Origin of the sequence: Pseudomonas sp. YQ_5 (genome assembly GCF_043103305.1) — a bacterium.
In the GTDB taxonomy this organism is placed as follows: Bacteria; Pseudomonadota; Gammaproteobacteria; order Pseudomonadales; family Pseudomonadaceae; genus Aquipseudomonas; species Aquipseudomonas putida_Y.
This window is the reverse complement of the sequence record NZ_JBICJS010000055.1, coordinates 233,750-250,191: the sequence shown is the minus strand read 5'-3', so window position 1 is coordinate 250,191 and position 16,442 is coordinate 233,750. Positions and strand designations below refer to the sequence as shown.

At 62.1% G+C, this 16,442-nt stretch carries 12 protein-coding genes; 9 read left to right on the top strand and 3 right to left on the bottom strand.

What is annotated here, in order from left to right; translation table 11 throughout:
- The first annotated feature begins 51 nt into the window (after window positions 1–51).
- On the top strand, window positions 52–2,556 hold the full coding sequence (locus ACF8EA_RS13665) for a UvrD-helicase domain-containing protein (RefSeq protein ID WP_392522324.1): 2,505 nt from the start codon (window positions 52–54) through the stop codon (window positions 2,554–2,556).
- A 7-nt stretch (window positions 2,557–2,563) separates the two neighbouring features.
- Here ACF8EA_RS13665 and ACF8EA_RS13660 read toward each other — a convergent pair whose 3' ends face one another.
- Window positions 2,564–7,453 carry an NEL-type E3 ubiquitin ligase domain-containing protein gene (locus tag ACF8EA_RS13660; RefSeq protein WP_392522322.1) on the bottom strand — a complete coding sequence of 1,630 codons (4,890 nt, stop codon included), beginning with the start codon at window positions 7,451–7,453 and terminating at the stop codon, window positions 2,564–2,566.
- A gap of 183 nt (window positions 7,454–7,636) precedes the next feature.
- On the opposite strand from ACF8EA_RS13660, the gene ACF8EA_RS13655 reads away from it, so the two are divergent.
- From ACF8EA_RS13655 to ACF8EA_RS13645, 3 genes are all read left to right on the top strand, one after another.
- Window positions 7,637–8,563: an alpha/beta fold hydrolase gene (locus ACF8EA_RS13655; protein ID WP_021783135.1), complete on the top strand. Its 927-nt coding sequence runs from the start codon at window positions 7,637–7,639 to the stop codon at window positions 8,561–8,563.
- Between the two features lie 75 nt (window positions 8,564–8,638).
- Window positions 8,639–9,058 carry a VOC family protein gene (locus tag ACF8EA_RS13650; protein WP_392522320.1) on the top strand — a complete coding sequence of 140 codons (420 nt, stop codon included), beginning with the start codon at window positions 8,639–8,641 and terminating at the stop codon, window positions 9,056–9,058.
- A 252-nt stretch (window positions 9,059–9,310) separates the two neighbouring features.
- The gene (locus ACF8EA_RS13645) at window positions 9,311–10,990 is read left to right on the top strand and encodes an MFS transporter (protein WP_392522319.1); all 1,680 of its coding nucleotides are present in this window, start codon (window positions 9,311–9,313) and stop codon (window positions 10,988–10,990) included.
- 51 nt (window positions 10,991–11,041) lie between these two features.
- Here the strand turns inward: ACF8EA_RS13645 and ACF8EA_RS13640 are convergent, their stop codons facing one another.
- Together ACF8EA_RS13640 and ACF8EA_RS13635 are read right to left on the bottom strand one after the other, a co-directional pair.
- A complete protein-coding gene (locus ACF8EA_RS13640) occupies window positions 11,042–11,611 on the bottom strand; it encodes a hypothetical protein (protein WP_021783132.1) in 570 nt (189 codons plus the stop codon).
- Window positions 11,612–11,652: 41 nt separating this feature from the next.
- Window positions 11,653–12,039, bottom strand: a complete 387-nt coding sequence (locus ACF8EA_RS13635) for a VOC family protein (RefSeq protein ID WP_021783131.1) — start codon at window positions 12,037–12,039, stop codon at window positions 11,653–11,655.
- Between the two features lie 161 nt (window positions 12,040–12,200).
- Here ACF8EA_RS13635 and ACF8EA_RS13630 point away from each other — a divergent pair, with 161 nt between their 5' ends.
- The 5 genes from ACF8EA_RS13630 to ACF8EA_RS13610 all read left to right on the top strand — a co-directional run bounded on the left by ACF8EA_RS13630 (window position 12,201) and on the right by ACF8EA_RS13610 (window position 16,438).
- Complete coding sequence (locus tag ACF8EA_RS13630) at window positions 12,201–12,386, top strand: hypothetical protein (RefSeq protein ID WP_103469087.1); 186 nt, start codon at window positions 12,201–12,203, stop codon at window positions 12,384–12,386.
- Between the two features lie 150 nt (window positions 12,387–12,536).
- The gene (locus tag ACF8EA_RS13625) at window positions 12,537–13,448 is read left to right on the top strand and encodes a LysR family transcriptional regulator (protein WP_392522318.1); all 912 of its coding nucleotides are present in this window, start codon (window positions 12,537–12,539) and stop codon (window positions 13,446–13,448) included.
- A 127-nt stretch (window positions 13,449–13,575) separates the two neighbouring features.
- Window positions 13,576–14,172 (top strand): paraquat-inducible protein A, encoded by a 597-nt coding sequence (locus ACF8EA_RS13620; RefSeq protein ID WP_014860839.1) that lies wholly within the window; start codon window positions 13,576–13,578, stop codon window positions 14,170–14,172.
- Window positions 14,169–14,798, top strand: coding sequence for a paraquat-inducible protein A (locus tag ACF8EA_RS13615; RefSeq protein WP_103469086.1), 630 nt, complete (start codon window positions 14,169–14,171; stop codon window positions 14,796–14,798). The genes ACF8EA_RS13620 and ACF8EA_RS13615 overlap by 4 nt, the downstream gene beginning before the upstream one ends.
- Window positions 14,798–16,438, top strand: a complete 1,641-nt coding sequence (locus tag ACF8EA_RS13610; protein ID WP_392522317.1) for an intermembrane transport protein PqiB — start codon at window positions 14,798–14,800, stop codon at window positions 16,436–16,438. Before ACF8EA_RS13615 ends, ACF8EA_RS13610 begins: the two co-directional genes overlap by 1 nt.
- Window positions 16,439–16,442: the final 4 nt, after the last annotated feature.

The window sequence follows — 16,442 nt, the reverse complement described above, 5'->3', positions numbered from 1 at the left end:
ATCCACTGATCTGCAAGCATTCGCTGGCGATTTTTCGTCGATGCGGCGAACATGCCTGCTGTTTTGATTTTCAACGGAGTGACCGTGGCCCACGAGCAACCCCTGGCCCCCGCCGACCTTACCCCTCCTGCCCAGTTGCCCTGGTTTCGCCGGCTGGCCGCCCGTCTGCTGGGCCGTGGCCTGACCCGCCTGCAAGCCCAGCACCGCGACTCGTGGTTCCTCGGCCACGCCACAGGACAGCGCACTGGTCATGCCGATGGCGTGCGTGAAGGGTTCGAGCGTGGTCGGGTGGAGGGCTATGAGGCTGGGCGCCAGGTGCTGGTGATCCGCGATACGCGCCCCGACAGCGCTGCCGTGCCAGGCCAGGATGACAACTTGTTCGACGACTGGCGCCTGCCGTTGACGGCCGAGTTGAAAAAGCGCTTCAAGGCCGATGTCGCCCAGCGCCTGCCTGCCGAAGCCCAGCCCAGCCCCGCGCAATGGAAGCTGATCTTCAGTGACACCCCGTCTACCTGCGTGGTGGCCGGCGCCGGGGCAGGCAAGTCCACGTCGCTGGTGCTGCGCATCCTGCTGCTGCGTCATTACCTGGGTTACGAGCTGGATGCGATGACCGTGGTCACCTTCACCCGCGAATCGCGCAAAGACTTCATCAAGCGGCTGTTGCAGGTGTTCGCCCTGTGGCAGATCAACCTGCAGCCTGTGCAGGCCCGCGAGCTGGTGCGCACGTTCCATTCGCGCATCCTGCCGCTGGTGCGCAGCCTGCCGGGCTTCGGGCAGGTGCGTGCATTTGAAACACTGGGCCACGAGATGCCTGCGGGGCGTGAGGCCGAGGCCGACAGCAACCCGTTCGACCTGCGCCTGAACGATGCCCAGCGCCAGCAACTGAACCAGTGCTACAGCAGCTTGCTGGGCGAGAGCCCGCGTTTTGCCGAACTGGTCGGCCAGTTGCGCAGCGAAGCCTTGCAACTGAAGCCGCTGGACCCGAACAACCCCGATGTGCAGAAGCGCGCACAGGTGACCCAATTGGCGGCCCAGCGCGACGAAGAACTGTGCGACGTGATCGAGGACCTGTGGTTCGCCGCTGGCGTCTGGCCGATCAAGGGCATCGAGCCCTGCCGCGAAACGGTCGAGATCCGTGGCAGCCGCTTCTATGTGCATGGCCGCCTGGAAGGCCAGGGGCCTTTGGTGGTGCTGGGTTTCGATCCCGCACAAAGTGCGCAGTACCAGCGCCCCGGCGCCAAGCTGACCGTGCGTGCCGAGTGGGCGGTCAAGCGCACGCTGCTGCAGGCGTTCTGCGACAGGCCGCTGATCTGGCTCGACAACTACGCCATGGCCAGGCGCCTGGCGGCATCGTTGGCGGGCGATGCTGTGGCCGGCCCTGGCTTTGAGTACAAGGTCAAGGGTGAACTGGCCCCGGCGCCGCTGCTGGATGCGTTCGTCAGTGCGGCCAATTTCATCGAAAACCTTGGGTTGGAGGTGAACAAAGCGGTGGCGGCGATGAGCTTCCCGTCTGGCGATAGCGATGCACTGTTCTTCGAGGCCCTGGCACTTTACTGGAAAGCCCTGGAAGCGCACCTGCTGGACCAGTCGCCACCGGTGATGAGCTACAACCGCATGTTCGCCCTGTTTGGCGAGAACAACCCGGAAAACCTGCACCTGCTGCCCGATCCGTTGCTGCGGCCGCTGGCGCACCTGATGATCGACGAGTTCCAGGACGTGTCGCCGCAGATCGTCAGCTGGTTGCGTGCCAGCCTCGCTGAAATACGGCGCCGCGGCCCGGCCATGCACACCGGGCGCCATGCCCAGCATTCGTCGTTGCTGTGCGTGGGTGACGACTGGCAATCGATCTACGGCTGGCGTGGCAGCTCGCCCAAGTATTTCATGGAGTTCACCAAGGCATTCCCGTCGCCGGCCAACACGCGGGTGATGCTGGTCGACAACTACCGATGCCAGCAGCAGGTGATCGACGCGGCCGAACACTTGGTCAAGGGCACCCCGGCGATTGCCGGCAAGAAAGCGCGCGCCAGTGGCCCGGCGGCCGAGTTGCCCGGCTCGCCGGTCAAGGTGTTCGACCGTGACGAGGCTGCTTTGGGCGAAACGCTTGTCGAGCACTACCAGCGGGGAGAGACGGTCATGATGCTGTACCGCAAGGGCAGTGACAGGGCCTTGATGAACGAGCATCTGCAAAGCGTGTTACACGCCGACGCGGCGCTGCCGGCCGACCAGCGCCGGCTGCGTCAGCTGACCTATCACAGTGCCAAGGGTTTGCAGGCCGATGCGGTGTTCATGCTGGGTGACTGCCAGTACCTGACCAGCTCACCCTACAAGAACCAGGTATACCGCCAGGCCGGGCTGGGCAAGGCAGGTGATACCCAACCGTTCGATTCGGCACAGAAGGACGAAGTGCAGCGCTTGGCCTACGTGGCGGTGACCCGCGCAGTGCGGCACTGCTATTGGCATGTGGAGGCCGCCAGCGGTGACGCCGCAGCGGCTCCAAGGGCTTCCAGCCAGGTGGATGGCAAGCAGGCCTTCTTCGAAGACCTGCGCGGGCAGTGAGTGGGGTTTAGCGGCCGATTGTTTGCGTCTGGCGGGTGAGACTGGTCAGCAGACCCGTTTCAACCTGCTGCTGCTCGGCAGTCAGCGCGTCCACACCCTGGCGATACTGCTGCTCGTTGATCACGACGCGACGCAGAACGCCTTGAGCATCCACAGGGCTTTCAGGCATGACCGTGGCCAAGGCTCGCAGCACAGAGCTGTCCAGGGACGTCACCGGGTCGGCGGTTTCATCCAGGCAGTAATAGAGATAATCAAGGCCCGGCCGCCAAAAGTCGGTGATCAGGCTGAACTGTGCCGCATGCTCTCGTTTCAAGTACTCGACCCAGCCCGGCTGCTGGTTCAACCATTGCTCCCGGGCGGTGACATCCCTGTCCAGGGAAAGGACCGCAGCTTGCACCCTTTCGATGACTGTATCGTTGATTCTGGCCGTATGGCGGTACAGCATGCCTCGGCTCGGCTCAGGATAGTCCAGCGCGCTGGCCAAGGACTGGCGCAAGGCCAGGCGTACCTCGATATCGTCCACCAGCCCCGTTTGAAGTTCGCTGTCTGGAAAGGCTGAGGGATCGTCGAGCTCATCGTATGCGGGGAGGTTTTCATCGAAGACCCCATCGAGCAGTGCCTGTTTGCGCAAGGACCTTCTCCAGCTGATGCGGTCGGCCAGTTGATTGACCTGACTGCGTCGATACAACTTGCCATACAGGCTCAGTAGATCAGCCGGTCGACTACCGGCGGCGGCGGCTGCTTCGTGGGCCAGCACTTCTATCTCCAGGGCACTGAACGCGTCGGCACCTGCGTCGCCACAGGTTGGCGGGAAGTCGCCGGCCACGGTGGCGAGGCGTTCACGCAGGGCGGTGTCGTGGGCCGCGTCATCCAACAGCTTCCAGACGCGTGCCCTCAGGGCCTCGCCATCACGCTGCGCTTCGGCCGATTGGGCAAGGCGTTCGAGTACCCCCAGCAGCGCTGCGTTTTCACCTTGGTCGAACAGGTCGCTCCACAGCTGCTCCTCGGCACTGCTCGCCTCGCCACGGAAGATGCCTTGCCACAGTGGCACGTCTTCTGCGTGCTCGAAAACGTTGACGCCGCTACTGCCCAGGCGTGCACGTGTCTGGGCTTCCAGGGTGTTGTAGTTGAACAGCCAGCGGCGCTCCGGCAAGTGCGCGGCGACATCGCGGGCAAAAGGGGTACGCAGCACGCCAGGCAAGTCTGGCAGGGTACGAATGCGGTTGGACGAAAGGTTCAGATAGCGCAGTTGGTACTGGGGCTGGCTCATCAGGACTGTCAGGCTGTCGGGCCATTGCTGCAGTTCGCAACGCTCAAGTTCCAGGTGGACAAGACGCGCCATGAAGCGCAGGTCGGGCGCCAGTCGCAGTGGGTTGCCTGACAGGTGCAGTACAGTGGGGTGGATCATGTCCTGAAACTGGGCGGCAAGGCTTTCGTCGAGGGTGATTTGATTGTGACCCAGGCCGAGGGCGTCCAGGGGCAAGCGCGTCAGGAAGCCTAAACTGTTGGTGTCGAGTTGCAGCCGGTTGCGGCTGAGCCACAGTAGCCGCAGGCCGGGCATTGCCCCGATGGCCTGTTGGGCGGTGGGTGAAAGGGTGGTCAAGCCATTGTCAGTCAGGCCCAGCTCGCGCAGCCGCGGTGCTGACCTGAGCGCCTCGAACAATGTTTCGGCATCGATGTCCGGGTTGCCGACGATTTCCAGGGTTTCCAGGTTAGGGAAGTTTGCCAGGAAGCTGCCCTCCAGATGCCGCATCTGCAGCCCCTCGAGCCTGAGATTGCGGATATGCGGCATGCGTGCAGTGAAAGCGGGTAGCGCTTCGAGTTGCATACGGTCCAGTACCAGTGTCTCGGCTTGCACGCCGCCTTCACGGCGCGAAGCACTCATCAGTCGCTCGGTGCATTGCTGGCGATCAAAGCGCTCTTCAAGGGTGCGGGCGGTGCTTACCCAGCGGTTGAGATCCCGGTTGAGGGTACGCTGCTCGACTTCCAGCTGGTTGATGGCGCTACCCAGGTCGCCTCCTCGAGCCAGTTCGGCTTGCAGCCCACTGATTTGCTCGCTGCTGAGTTCGGGGTAGAGCGCCCGGAGTCGACGTGCAGCCGGCAAGGCTCGTCCTTGCAAGCCACGGCCGCTCAGGGGATAGCCCAGCTGGCCGTTGGCCAACCGCAGAGGGGAGCGGAACCTGGGGTTGATGGGTTGCTGGCCGATCAGTGAGGCGCAGTGCTGGCGATCATCAAGGGCAAGTTGCAGCAACCGGGCCGGGTCAGCCTGCGGGTGTGCGGCTTGCAGCGCCTGTTTGATGCGTAGGCTGTCGTCGTTGGCCAGGCTGGGCCTGAACAGGCCGAGGAGGGCGCGGTCAAGCCGCGCTCGAGCTTGCAGAAGGCGTGCTTCCTCGGCAATGCGCAGCGGCACCCGTCCGGCTGTCAGGCGTTCCCGTTCAGCGTTGCTGATGTTGGCAAGCAATTCTTCAAGCGCGCTGTCCGGCAGCCCCGGAAACTGCCGGGCGAGGGTTTGTGCGATTGGCGGGCGTGTGGGATGGCGTCTTTGGTGCAGGCTCTCGAACAGCGCCTTGCGATGCTGTTCCAGGTGTTGCGCGAGCTTGTTGTTCAGTGCGGACGCTCGGTGCTCGGTTGGTGTGTTACCGAGCAACTGCTCAATGGCTTCTTCATCCATCTGATCCAGCACGGTCTGGCTCAACTGGCCATTGTCCAGATCGGTTCGGGTAACCTCGATTTCTACCTGGCCCAGCGTGTCAGGAGGGCCGTAGCGCACCGATTCGCCCCAGGGCTCTGGCCCTTGGTAAACCTTCAGCACCTTCCCCTCGGGCCACCCCGGCAGGCGCAGCAACTCGGGCAAGGCAAAGTTCTTGTACGCAGCCAGCGGCAACCCATGGCGTACGCAGTTGATGATCTGTTGTGTCTGATTGTCCAGTTGCAACCGCTGCAGCGTGTCGAGCAACAAGGCGGGTGGACGCAGGCCCGCTGCCTGGGCGCGTCGCAGCACGTCTGGATCGGTACCGGTACTGCGCATGGCATGGTCCAGTTCGCTGTCGTCCAGGCCTGCGCCATGGCTGCCGAGGCGGCGCGCGAGCTGTTCGCGGTCCCATTCCAGAGGCTGTTCATGGGCCAGTTGCCAGCGGGCATCACCATGATGCAGCAAGCGTGGTGCATAGGCCTGCGCATCCTTGGGGTGGCGCACGCGCCACTGCTGATCAGCGTCCTGAAACACCTCGTACAGGGTCCCATCCAGCTTCAGGTAGGTCTTCCCGTCGACGTGCACATGGCCGAGCAAATCGGGTTGAGCCCCCTCAGGAATAGCCACCGTGCTCGCATAGGGTTTCATGTCGGGGTGCCAAAGCACTTCCTTGTCTTCATGCCACACACTCTTCAAAGCATCTACAAAGCCAGAGGCCTGGACAACCCTGGCGCCCGCTGCAAAGCCGGCAATCACCCCCGCGTTGATGGCCAACGATTCCAGCTGTGCCAGTGCCTGACGGGTATCTCCTTCTTCCCAGGCCTCGAACCCGGTGAAAACCGAGCTCATCAGGTCGTAAGCAAAAACGCCTAGCATGACCGTGTTCAGCCCCGGCACGAAGAACGCGGCGACATTCAGCACGTTCATACCCAGATCGAACCAGTACTTCAGACGCTCGTGGCGGGCGTTGGCGTCGACTTCGGCGGTAGGGACTGCAATGGTTTTTGCGTCGGCCTTCATGCGCGCAAGGTGTGCGTTGTACAAGGTCGCCCAAGGATCGATTCTGATTGGCGAGAGCGTGAAAGGGATCACTGGCATGATTCGGGGTTTGCGTATGCCCGCTTCATTCTCTTCGAACAGCGCGATCTCCAGCTTTCCGGCGAGTTCTTTTTGCCTGTCCTTGTAGGCGAAATGCACCAAGGCTCGACGAAACTCGCTTTGCAATAGCCGACTGCGCAGGTGCTTGCCCGCTTCCTGACGAGAAGCGAACTCCCTTATCGGGTGCTCGCTGTCGCCAGGGATATACACGATGCAGGGATTCTGGCGGTAAGGGTTGTCTGGCCCAATGAACAGTACTTCGTGGACGGGGACATCGAAGAGGTTGAAGTTCCAGCAATGCAACGCCTCGTTGTCATAGGTGGGGTGAGGGCTGCCGTCGCACAGTTGCGCAAGCGCATCGAGCCCGGCCTTGCTCAGCAGGCCTTTGAGCTTGGCGATCAATGCCTGGACCCTCAACGTCTCACGGTTCGCTGCAATCGACAGGCGCTGGATCTCAGCGCGATTGGCGCCTTCATGGGTTGCAAGCAGATGGTCTTGATAGCGTTTGCCAAGGTCCAGCGCCCGACAATGCCTGACGAAGTCCGCCATCGTCAGGCCTGCCAGCGGCATGTCGCTGCCTGCGGCGTTGGTGAGCCTGCTGTAGGGGCCGACTTCGTCCAGCCCCTCGAAGTTGTGCAGGGCAGCCTCCAGCAAGCTGCGTGTTTGCGGCTGGCCTGCCGGGCGAGTAGCCAGCACATCCGCATCCACGTCCGGGACCAAAGGTGTTTCCACATCGGGAACGCCGACCCAGATGTTGGCCTCTGACTCAAAGGGCTGGAACACATACTGCGCCCTGTCTACGGGCACATTCACCCCCAACCGCTCGGTCAGCAGAGGGCCGCAGAACGCAATGATGTCCTTGAACTCGCCCAGCGCCTGCTTGACTTGCGCCAGCCGTTTGTTACGGGTTTGCAACGCGTTGTGCAACTGCTCGCGCGTTGGCTCATCGGCAGTGGCATACCACGCGTAAGGGCTGCCATCTTCATCGAGATACTCCTTGTACAGGCTCTGCACCACTTTGCGTGTATGCGTGGGTTGGAGCGCCTTGCTCCATTTCGGTAACGATCGGGTTATCTGGCTTTGATGCAACGGTGTCGGAGTTGTCATGGTAACCATCTCTTTTGTGGGGGGAGATAGTCCACGCTGATCAAGGCGTCGGTGTGCGGTAGATAGTTGTTTGGCAGCGGTCGGTCCTGCGCATGTGCGGGTCGGTGAGGGGCTGGCAGCGAGGGAGGATCTGCGAGAGGGTGGGACAGGTCATGGTGCAGGCCTCAGCCAAGGAGAATTGCAATGCGTTCGCTGTGCAGTCCGAAAGACCACCTGCTAGACCTCGATGGTATTGAAATAGCGGTCCGTACCTGGGGGCAAGAAGACGGTATTCCCATATTGGCCTTGCATGGCTGGCTGGATAACGCTGCCTCGTTCGAGCGCCTGGCACCGATGCTGGACGGCTGCTTCGTGGTAGCCCCCGACCTGATCGGCCATGGCCGTTCTGGCCATCGTCGCCACGACAGTGGTTATTACCTGTGGGAGCATGCCGAAGACATGTTGGCGGTGACCGACAGCCTGGGCCTGGCGCAATTTCATGTGCTGGCCCATGGTATGGGCACCGGTATAGCGTCGCTGCTGGCGGCCATGACCAGTGGCATTGCCAGCATGACCTTCCTCGACGGCATGGGTGCACCGTTCACGGTGGCCGAGGATGACCGGGTGCAGCACCTGGCGCGGGCCTACCGGCTCAAGCGCATGGTACAGCGCAGCCAGTTGCCGGGTTTTGCCGAGCCCGATGTCGGTCGCTTCGACGACCTGGACACCGCTTTGGCACAACGCCGCGAGCGTCTGGACACCGAACTGTCGGAAGATGCCGCTCGGCTGCTGGCGCTGCGCGACCTGCTTCAACTGGGCGATGGCTATTGCTGGCGCCACGACCCGCGCCTGGTATTGCCCGAGCCCATGCCACTGACCGAGCGCGAAGCGTGCGACCTGCTCAGCCAGATCCGCTGCCCGTTGTACCTGTTGTTCGGCCGCCAGGGGGCGTTCACCGGCGAGGCCTTCACCCGGCGTCAGGCCGCCTTGCCCAGTCACGCGAAAGTCTCCTGGCACCCAGGCGGGCACCACTTCCACCTGGATGCGCCAGACCGGGCGCTGGTCGACCAACTGCTGCGTATCCTGACGCGCCATGAAGGGGGTGTACTGCAACGCTTGGTGAACGAATAGCTGATTCTGGTCACGCCGCGTGAACCTGCGCTATGGTGGCGCACGCTTTTGCAAACACGCCACAAGGAGCCTGGCATGCGACCGTTCACCATCAAGCAAATCGACCACCTTGTGTTGCGGGTCCGCGACCTGCCGCGCAGTGTTGCCTTTTACACCGAGCTGCTCGGCTGCACGGTCAGCCGCGTGCGCGAAGACCTGGGCATGGTGCATTTGGCCACGGGCGCGGCGATGATCGACCTGGTGACCCTGGACGGGCCGCTGGGGCAGCCAGGTGGGGCGGCGCCGGGGGTGGAGGGGCGCAACCTGCACCATTTCTGCCTGCGCATCGAGCCGTTCGACGAGGCCGCATTGACTGCCTATCTGGAAGCCGCCGGGGTAAAGGTGGAGCCTGCAGAGAAGCGTTATGGTGCCGAAGGCGAGGGGCTTTCGCTTTACTGCTATGACCCGGATGGTAATCAGGTCGAGTTGAAGGGGCCGGTAGTGCTTGGCGGGTGAAACCGCCCTCGCCAGAATCGCCAACCAGATATCGCGCAACACCCGGTCCTGCCGTGTCGTCCAGGCCGCCTTCGTGTGCAGGGCCTGGCGGGTGGATATCCAGGCAATCCCGATTATATTTACCTTGCTGCGATCCGAGGCGGCCCGCCTCGTCGTGCTTCGCGCAAACAAAGCAAGCTCAAGGGCCTGGGTGCGACGGTGAAGTGGTTGTGGGGTGCTCCGGCCTGCATGACAACATGACGGAGGCAACCCATGGCGGTTCTCGACAGCGCATCCACGGGCAGCAGCGCGCCCCAACGCGGCATCACCAAGGAGGAGCGCAAGGTCATCTTCGCCTCGTCCCTGGGTACGGTATTCGAGTGGTACGACTTCTACCTGTATGGCTCACTCGCCGCGATCATCGCCAGGCATTTCTTTGCAGGCGTCAATGAAACCACCTCATTCATCTTTGCCTTGCTGGCCTTTGCTGCCGGCTTCGCCGTACGGCCGTTCGGAGCCATCGTGTTCGGCCGCCTGGGCGACATGATCGGGCGCAAGCACACCTTCCTCATCACCATAGTCATCATGGGCCTGTCTACGGCACTGGTGGGCCTGCTACCAAGCTACAGTGCGATCGGCGTGGCTGCGCCGATCATCCTGATTACCTTGCGTTTGCTGCAAGGCCTGGCCTTGGGTGGCGAATACGGCGGCGCGGCCACGTATGTGGCTGAACATGCACCCAAGGGCCGACGCGGCTTTTTCACCGCCTGGATCCAGACCACTGCCACGTTGGGGCTGTTTCTGTCTTTGCTGGTGATCATGGCATGCCGCACGGCCATGGGGACGGAAGTGTTCGAAGCCTGGGGCTGGAGGGTGCCGTTCCTGCTGTCGATCCTGTTGCTGGCGATTTCGGTGTACATCCGCATGCAGCTCAACGAGTCGCCGGTGTTCATGAAGATGAAGGCCGAAGGCAAAGCATCCAAGGCCCCGCTGACTGAGTCGTTTGCCCGCTGGGACAACCTCAAGGTGGTGATCATGTCGCTGCTCGGTGGTACCGCCGGCCAGGCCGTGGTGTGGTACACGGGTCAGTTCTACGCGTTGTTCTTCCTGTTGCAGATGCTCAAGATCGATCCGCAGACCGCCAACCTGCTGATTGCCGGCTCGCTGTTGATCGGCACGCCGTTCTTCATCATTTTCGGTAGCCTGTCCGACCGGATTGGCCGCAAGAAGATCATCATGGCCGGCTGCATCATCGCCGCGCTGACCTACTTCCCGATCTTCAAGGCCCTGACCGAGTACGGCAACCCGGATGTGTTCGTTGCCCAGGAGCAGAACCCGGTAGTGGTGGTGGCCGACCCAGATCAGTGCGCATTTCAGTTCGACCCGGTGGGCAAGGCCAAATTCACCACCTCCTGCGACATTGCCAAGAGCCTGCTGGCCAAGCGCGCCATTCCCTATACCAACGAAGCGGCTGAACCCGGCAGCGTGGCGCAGATCCGCATAGGTGAGCGAGTACTGCCGAGTTTTGACGGCAGCAGCCTGGCAGCGGCGGACTTCAAGGTGCAGAGCGAAGCGTTTACCGCAGCCTTGAATGGTGCGTTGAAAGAGGCGGGCTACCCAGAAAAGGCCGACCCGGCAAAGATCCACTACCCGATGGTGCTGTTGCTGCTGACCATTCTGGTGATCTACGTGACCATGGTCTACGGCCCGATTGCCGCCTGGCTGGTGGAGCTGTTCCCGGCGCGTATCCGCTACACCTCGATGTCGCTGCCTTACCACATCGGTAATGGCTGGTTCGGCGGCTTCCTGCCGACCGTGGCGTTTGCGATGGTGGCAGCGACCGGAGATATCTATTACGGCTTGTGGTACCCGGTCGTGATTGCCCTGATGACGGCGGTGCTGGGGATCTTCTTCCTGCCTGAGACCAAGGATCGGGATATCAATCACACCTGAAGGTCGAGTTTGCCTGTGCTGGCCCCTTCGCGGGCAAGCACAGGCGATCAATCAGTCGAAGTAGCCACGTAGCCCGAATGCATACCCGGTATCCACAGCTGTCGCCTCACCCCGGCTCCAGCGCTTCTTCAACACGAACTCGAACGCCGGCTCGTACAACCCGTCGCGCACCAGTGCCCCCGCCAGCACCTCCACGTCGTACCAGCCATTGTCCAGTTCGATGATCGGCCGCCCTGTCACCTGGTAACGCGCCATCAGGTCACCCAGGGTCTTGGGCGTGAAGTGCTGCAGGATGCGCCAGGTGTACAGCATCAGCGCACCGTGCTCGACCCGCAGTACATAGCCATTGCGCCGGTGCTTCAGACGGCTGCCGGCCTCGCGCAGGGCCGGTGTGTGGTTATCGAGGGTGAACAGGATGCGGTAGGGCAGGTTGTCGACACCGGCCAGCGGCAGCACGACACCTTCGCGCACAGCCTGGTCGCCGCTGTCACCGTGGGTGAACGCATGGGCCAGGTCGTCGGGCAGTTGATGGTCTTGCTTGAAGCGCTCAAGCAACTGGATATCGCCGAGCAGAAAGTAGTCGACCAGGTCGTTGAGCACTTCGCTGAATTCGTGGCGCATCTTTTTTCCTTGTGGGTGCGCATTGGGGTAAGGGTAACCGACTAGTGCTTCTGGGCAATCTGGATCAGGTTGCCGCACGTGTCATCGAACACCGCCACGGTAACCGGCCCCATTGGGGTAGGTGGCCGGATGAACTTCACACCTGCTGCACATAGCCGCATGTATTCGGCCTGGATGTCACGCACGCCGAACGAGGTGGCGGGGATGCCATCCTGCTTGAGCGCGGCCTTGTACACCTTGGCCGCCGGGTGCGCGTCGGGTTCCAGCAGCAGTTCGACGCCATTGGGGTCGTTGGGCGAAGTCAGAGTCAGCCAGCGGTGCCGGCCCATGGGGATGTCGTGTCTGGGCTCGAAACCGAGTACGTAGTGGTAGAAAGCCAGGGCCTTGGCCTGGTCGTCGACGAGGATGCTGGTGACCACGATCTTCATTAGCGCACACCGCTTACCTGGGCCGATGACTATCAGTAAAGACGCTCGGGCGTTTTTGACCAGTGGCTGCCGTGCCTCTGGGACCTGTTTCCAGCTGCGCGACAGCGCAGGCGCGACCTATCGTTGGCCTGGCCTTAGCAACCCACCAAGGAGTGAAATGCATGCAAGAAGAACCGATGAAAGACCTGCCAGACGCCCATGATGAGAATCAGGCAGATACCACTGAGCCGCCTGCAACGCTGTCCCGGCGTAAGCGCGGTGCGGCTCCAGTTTCCGGCATGCCCTGTGAGTCGGGGTACAAGCAGATTGGTGACGACTGCATTCGGGCGAACCCCGGGTTTGAGTGATGCACCGGGCCGGGGCAACCCGGCCCATACAAAAAAACTGTTCAAGGTATAGGTAAATCCTTCAGCGCTCAGCGCCCGCTCAGCGATAGCCAAGGGTAAAGTGTGAGGCACGATCCCAGTCTGCCCAGACAAGCGTCAGAGAGGTACCCTGTGGCTGCTTATACCTTGCGACAACTGAAGTACTTCGTCACCACCGTGGAAGCGGGCAGTGTGGCCGAAGCGTCACGCCAGCTGTATATCGCCCAGCCGTCCATCTCCACGGCTATCAAGAGTCTGGAGGAAAGTTTCGGTGTGCAGCTGTTCATCCGCCACCACGCCCAGGGCGTGTCATTGACGCCCAGCGGCAAACGCTTCTACGCCAAGACCAAGTCGCTGCTGCAGATGGCCCACGAGTTCGAACAGAACGCCCTGGCCGACAACGATACCGTCGCCGGGCAAATCGACATTGGCTGTTTCGAAACCGTGGCACCGCTGTACCTGCCTCGCCTGATCGCCGGTTTTCGCCAGCGTTACCCGGGTGTGGACATTCGCCTGCGCGACGGTGAACAGCAGGACCTGATCCAGGGCCTGACCGCCGGTACCTTCGACCTGGCGTTTCTCTATGACCACGACCTGGACGGCACCATCGAGGCCGAACCGCTGATGCCGCCGCAGAAGCCCTATGTGCTGCTACCAGAGAACCACCGCTTTGCCGGCCAGGCCCAGGTCTCGCTGCGCGACCTGTGCCCGGAACCGATGATCCTGTTGGACGTGGCCCCTAGCCGCACCTACTTCGTCAGCCTGTTCAACGAGATGGGTCTGGCACCGAACATCGTCTTCAGTTCGCCGTCGATCGAGATGGTGCGTGGCATGGTGGGTCAGGGTTTCGGTTTTTCGTTGCTGGTAACCCGCCCGCACTCGGAATACACCTATGACGGCCAGCGCCTGGCGATGCTCGACATTGCCGAGCCGGTGGCGCTGTCGGGGCTGGCTGCGGCGCGGTTGAAGCGAGTCCAACTGACCAAACCGGCGCAGTTGTTCGTGGAATTTTGTCGGGAAGAGCTGGCGAAGTTCGTGAACTGAGCCCGCCTCACAGGATAGTTCGCCTTTGACGCGGTGATGGAAGTTTTGCCCAGATGGGCTACACCGGATATCAGACGCCGTTCCGATTAGCCTCTTGGCCTGATCCAAGGCTACCTGTGGGCAAACCATGAGCCAGACGCAAGATCTGATCATCTGCGAGTATTGCGACACGGTGTACCACCGGGCACCGCTGCTCAAACATCAACGTGCCCTTTGCCAGCGCTGTGGCGGCGTGCTGTACCGGCACAGGTCACTGACCATTGAGCAGCGGCTGGCATTGAGTGTGACGGGCGGCGTCCTGCTGGTATTCGCCAACTATTACCCGGTCATGACCATCGGCATGCAGGGGCTGACCCACTCGGCCACGTTGTGGGACGCCGTGCAGATCCTCAGTCACGGCAGTATCACCTTCATCGCCCTGGTCATGGCGCTATCGATCATTTTTGCGCCGCTGCTGCAAATTGCCTTGTTGTGCTGGGTGTTGAGTTTTGCCCTTGCCGGCCAGCGTGCCCCCGGTTTCGCCTTGTGCATGCGTGGCCTGGAAAGCCTGCGGCCCTGGAGCATGCTGGAGGTGTGTCTGCTGGGGGCGATGGTGGCGGTGATCAAGCTGGCGGGGCTGCTCGATGTGATCCCCGGTATCGGCCTGCTGGCCCTGGCTGCGCTTAGCATGTTGATCATCCACATTGCCGGCAAGGACATCCGCGACTTGTGGGAACAGGTATGACTACTCCAGCCAATGCGCACGACCTTGGCTTGTGTCTGTGCCATGGCTGTGGCCAGGCCTGCGACACGCGCAGTGGCGCGCACACCTGCGACCGTTGCGGCGCCGTCATTCACCGGCGCAAGGCCAATGCCATCAGCCGTGGCTGGGCGTTTCTGCTGGCAGCCCTGGTTTTCTACATCCCCGCCAACCTGCTGCCGGTGATGCACACCGAAATGCTCGGCAGTGGTACAGAAAGCACCATTGGCGGTGGCGTGCTGGAGTTCTGGGAAGCCGGGGCCTGGGACATCGCGCTGATCATTTTCATTGCCAGCGTGGGGGTGCCCGCCATCAAGTTCTTCTCCCTTGGCCTGCTGCTGTTCACTGCCCAGCGTGGTTCTTCCTGGGCCTGCCGGCAGCGTTCGCAGTTGTACCGCTTCGTCGAGCTGATCGGCTACTGGTCCATGCTCGATGTGATGGTAGTGGCGCTGGTGGCTGCGCTGGTGCAACTGCGCGGGCTGGGCACCATCGAACCGCGTGTGGGCATTCTGTTCTTTGGCATGGTGGTAGTGCTGACCATGTTCTCTGCGATGAGCTTTGATCCACGCCTGATCTGGGATAGCCATGCCAACGAGGGGAGGCCGCATTGATGGGGCAACAGACTGACAAACGCGAGGGCCCTGGGCAGGTTGAAGTGCGCACCCGACGTTGGAGTGTGTCGCTGGTATGGATCGTGCCGATCCTGGCGATCCTCATCGGCGCTTCGCTGGTGGTGCGCAACTGGATGCAGCAAGGGCCGGTGATTACCATTTCTTTCCACAGCGGGGAGGGATTGGTGGCGCACAAGACCCAGGTAAAATACCGCAGCGTGGTGATTGGCGAAGTGACCACGGTGGACTTGGCCGACGACAAGAAGAGTGTGGTGGCCAAGGTTCAGCTTTCCAACGATGCCCGTTCGTTTGCTACCCAAGGGGCGCGCTTCTGGGTGGTGCGACCGCGCATCGGCGTGGGCGGGGTTTCCGGGGTGGACACGTTGCTTTCGGGCAGTTTCATTGGGGCCGATTCCGGCGACTCGAAAGTGCCGGAAAAGTCCTTTGTCGGCCTGGAGCTGCCACCGCCGATCACCTATGACGAAAAGGGCAAGCGTTTTGTTCTTGTCGCCAGCGACCTGGGCTCGCTGGATATCGGCTCTTCGATCTACTACCGCAAGATCCCGGTGGGCGAAGTGGTGTCCTTTGCGCTCCAGGACGATGGCAAGGGGGTAGAGATTGGCGTATTCGTGCAGGCGCCCTACGACACGTTCGTCACTGCTGACACGCGCTTCTGGAATGCCAGTGGCATCGACATGCAGATTGGTGCCAATGGCCTGAAGGTCGATACCGAATCGCTGTCGTCGATTCTGGTGGGCGGGCTGGCCTTCGGCTCGCCCGATTTCGCCGCGCAAGCTGAGCCTGCTGCCGACCAGGCCCGCTTTCAGCTATTCGCTGACCGCGACATGGCGCTGGCACCGCCCCATGGCCAGGCGCAGTACCTGCAGTTGCGCTTCGACCAGGCCATGCGCGGCCTGTCGGTGGGCGCACCTGTGGAATTCAAGGGTGTGGAGTTTGGCCGGGTCACCTCGATCCAGCTTGACTACGATGCTGCGCGGCAGACCTTTCCGGTAGTGGTCGATGCGGTGATCTATCCGCAGCGGTTAGGGCCGGTGCACCGCAAGATGCTGGCGGTGTTCAAGCACACCGAGGGTGATATGGAAGGTGCGCGGCAACTGATTGGCACTTTTGTCGAACATGGGCTGCGGGCCCAGGCGCGTAGCGGCAACCTGATCACCGGACAGATGTTCATTTCGCTGGACTTCTACCCGGATGCACCCAAGGTGACCTTCGACATGGCTGCCAACCCCATCACGATCCCGACGCTGCCCGGCAGCCTTGAGCAATTGCAGGAACAGTTGCAGCGGGTAGTGGAGCGCATTGCCAAGCTGCCGCTGGAAAGCATCGCCGGTAACCTGGACGGCAGTCTGCGTGAGCTGCGCGCCAGCCTCAGGCAGTTCAATGGCCAGACACTACCGGACGTGAACGTGGCGCTGGACGAGGTGCACAAGACCCTGCGTACGGCCAACTCGGCCATTTCCGAAGACTCGCCACAGCGCCAGCGAATGGGCGAAGCACTGGACGAGCTGGAGCGGATGTCGCGTTCGCTACGTGACCTTGCCGATTACCTGGGCCGCCACCCCGAGTCGCTGATTCGTGGCCGGCCGAAAGCGGCCGGGGCCGCAGACCTTGAACCCTGAGGAG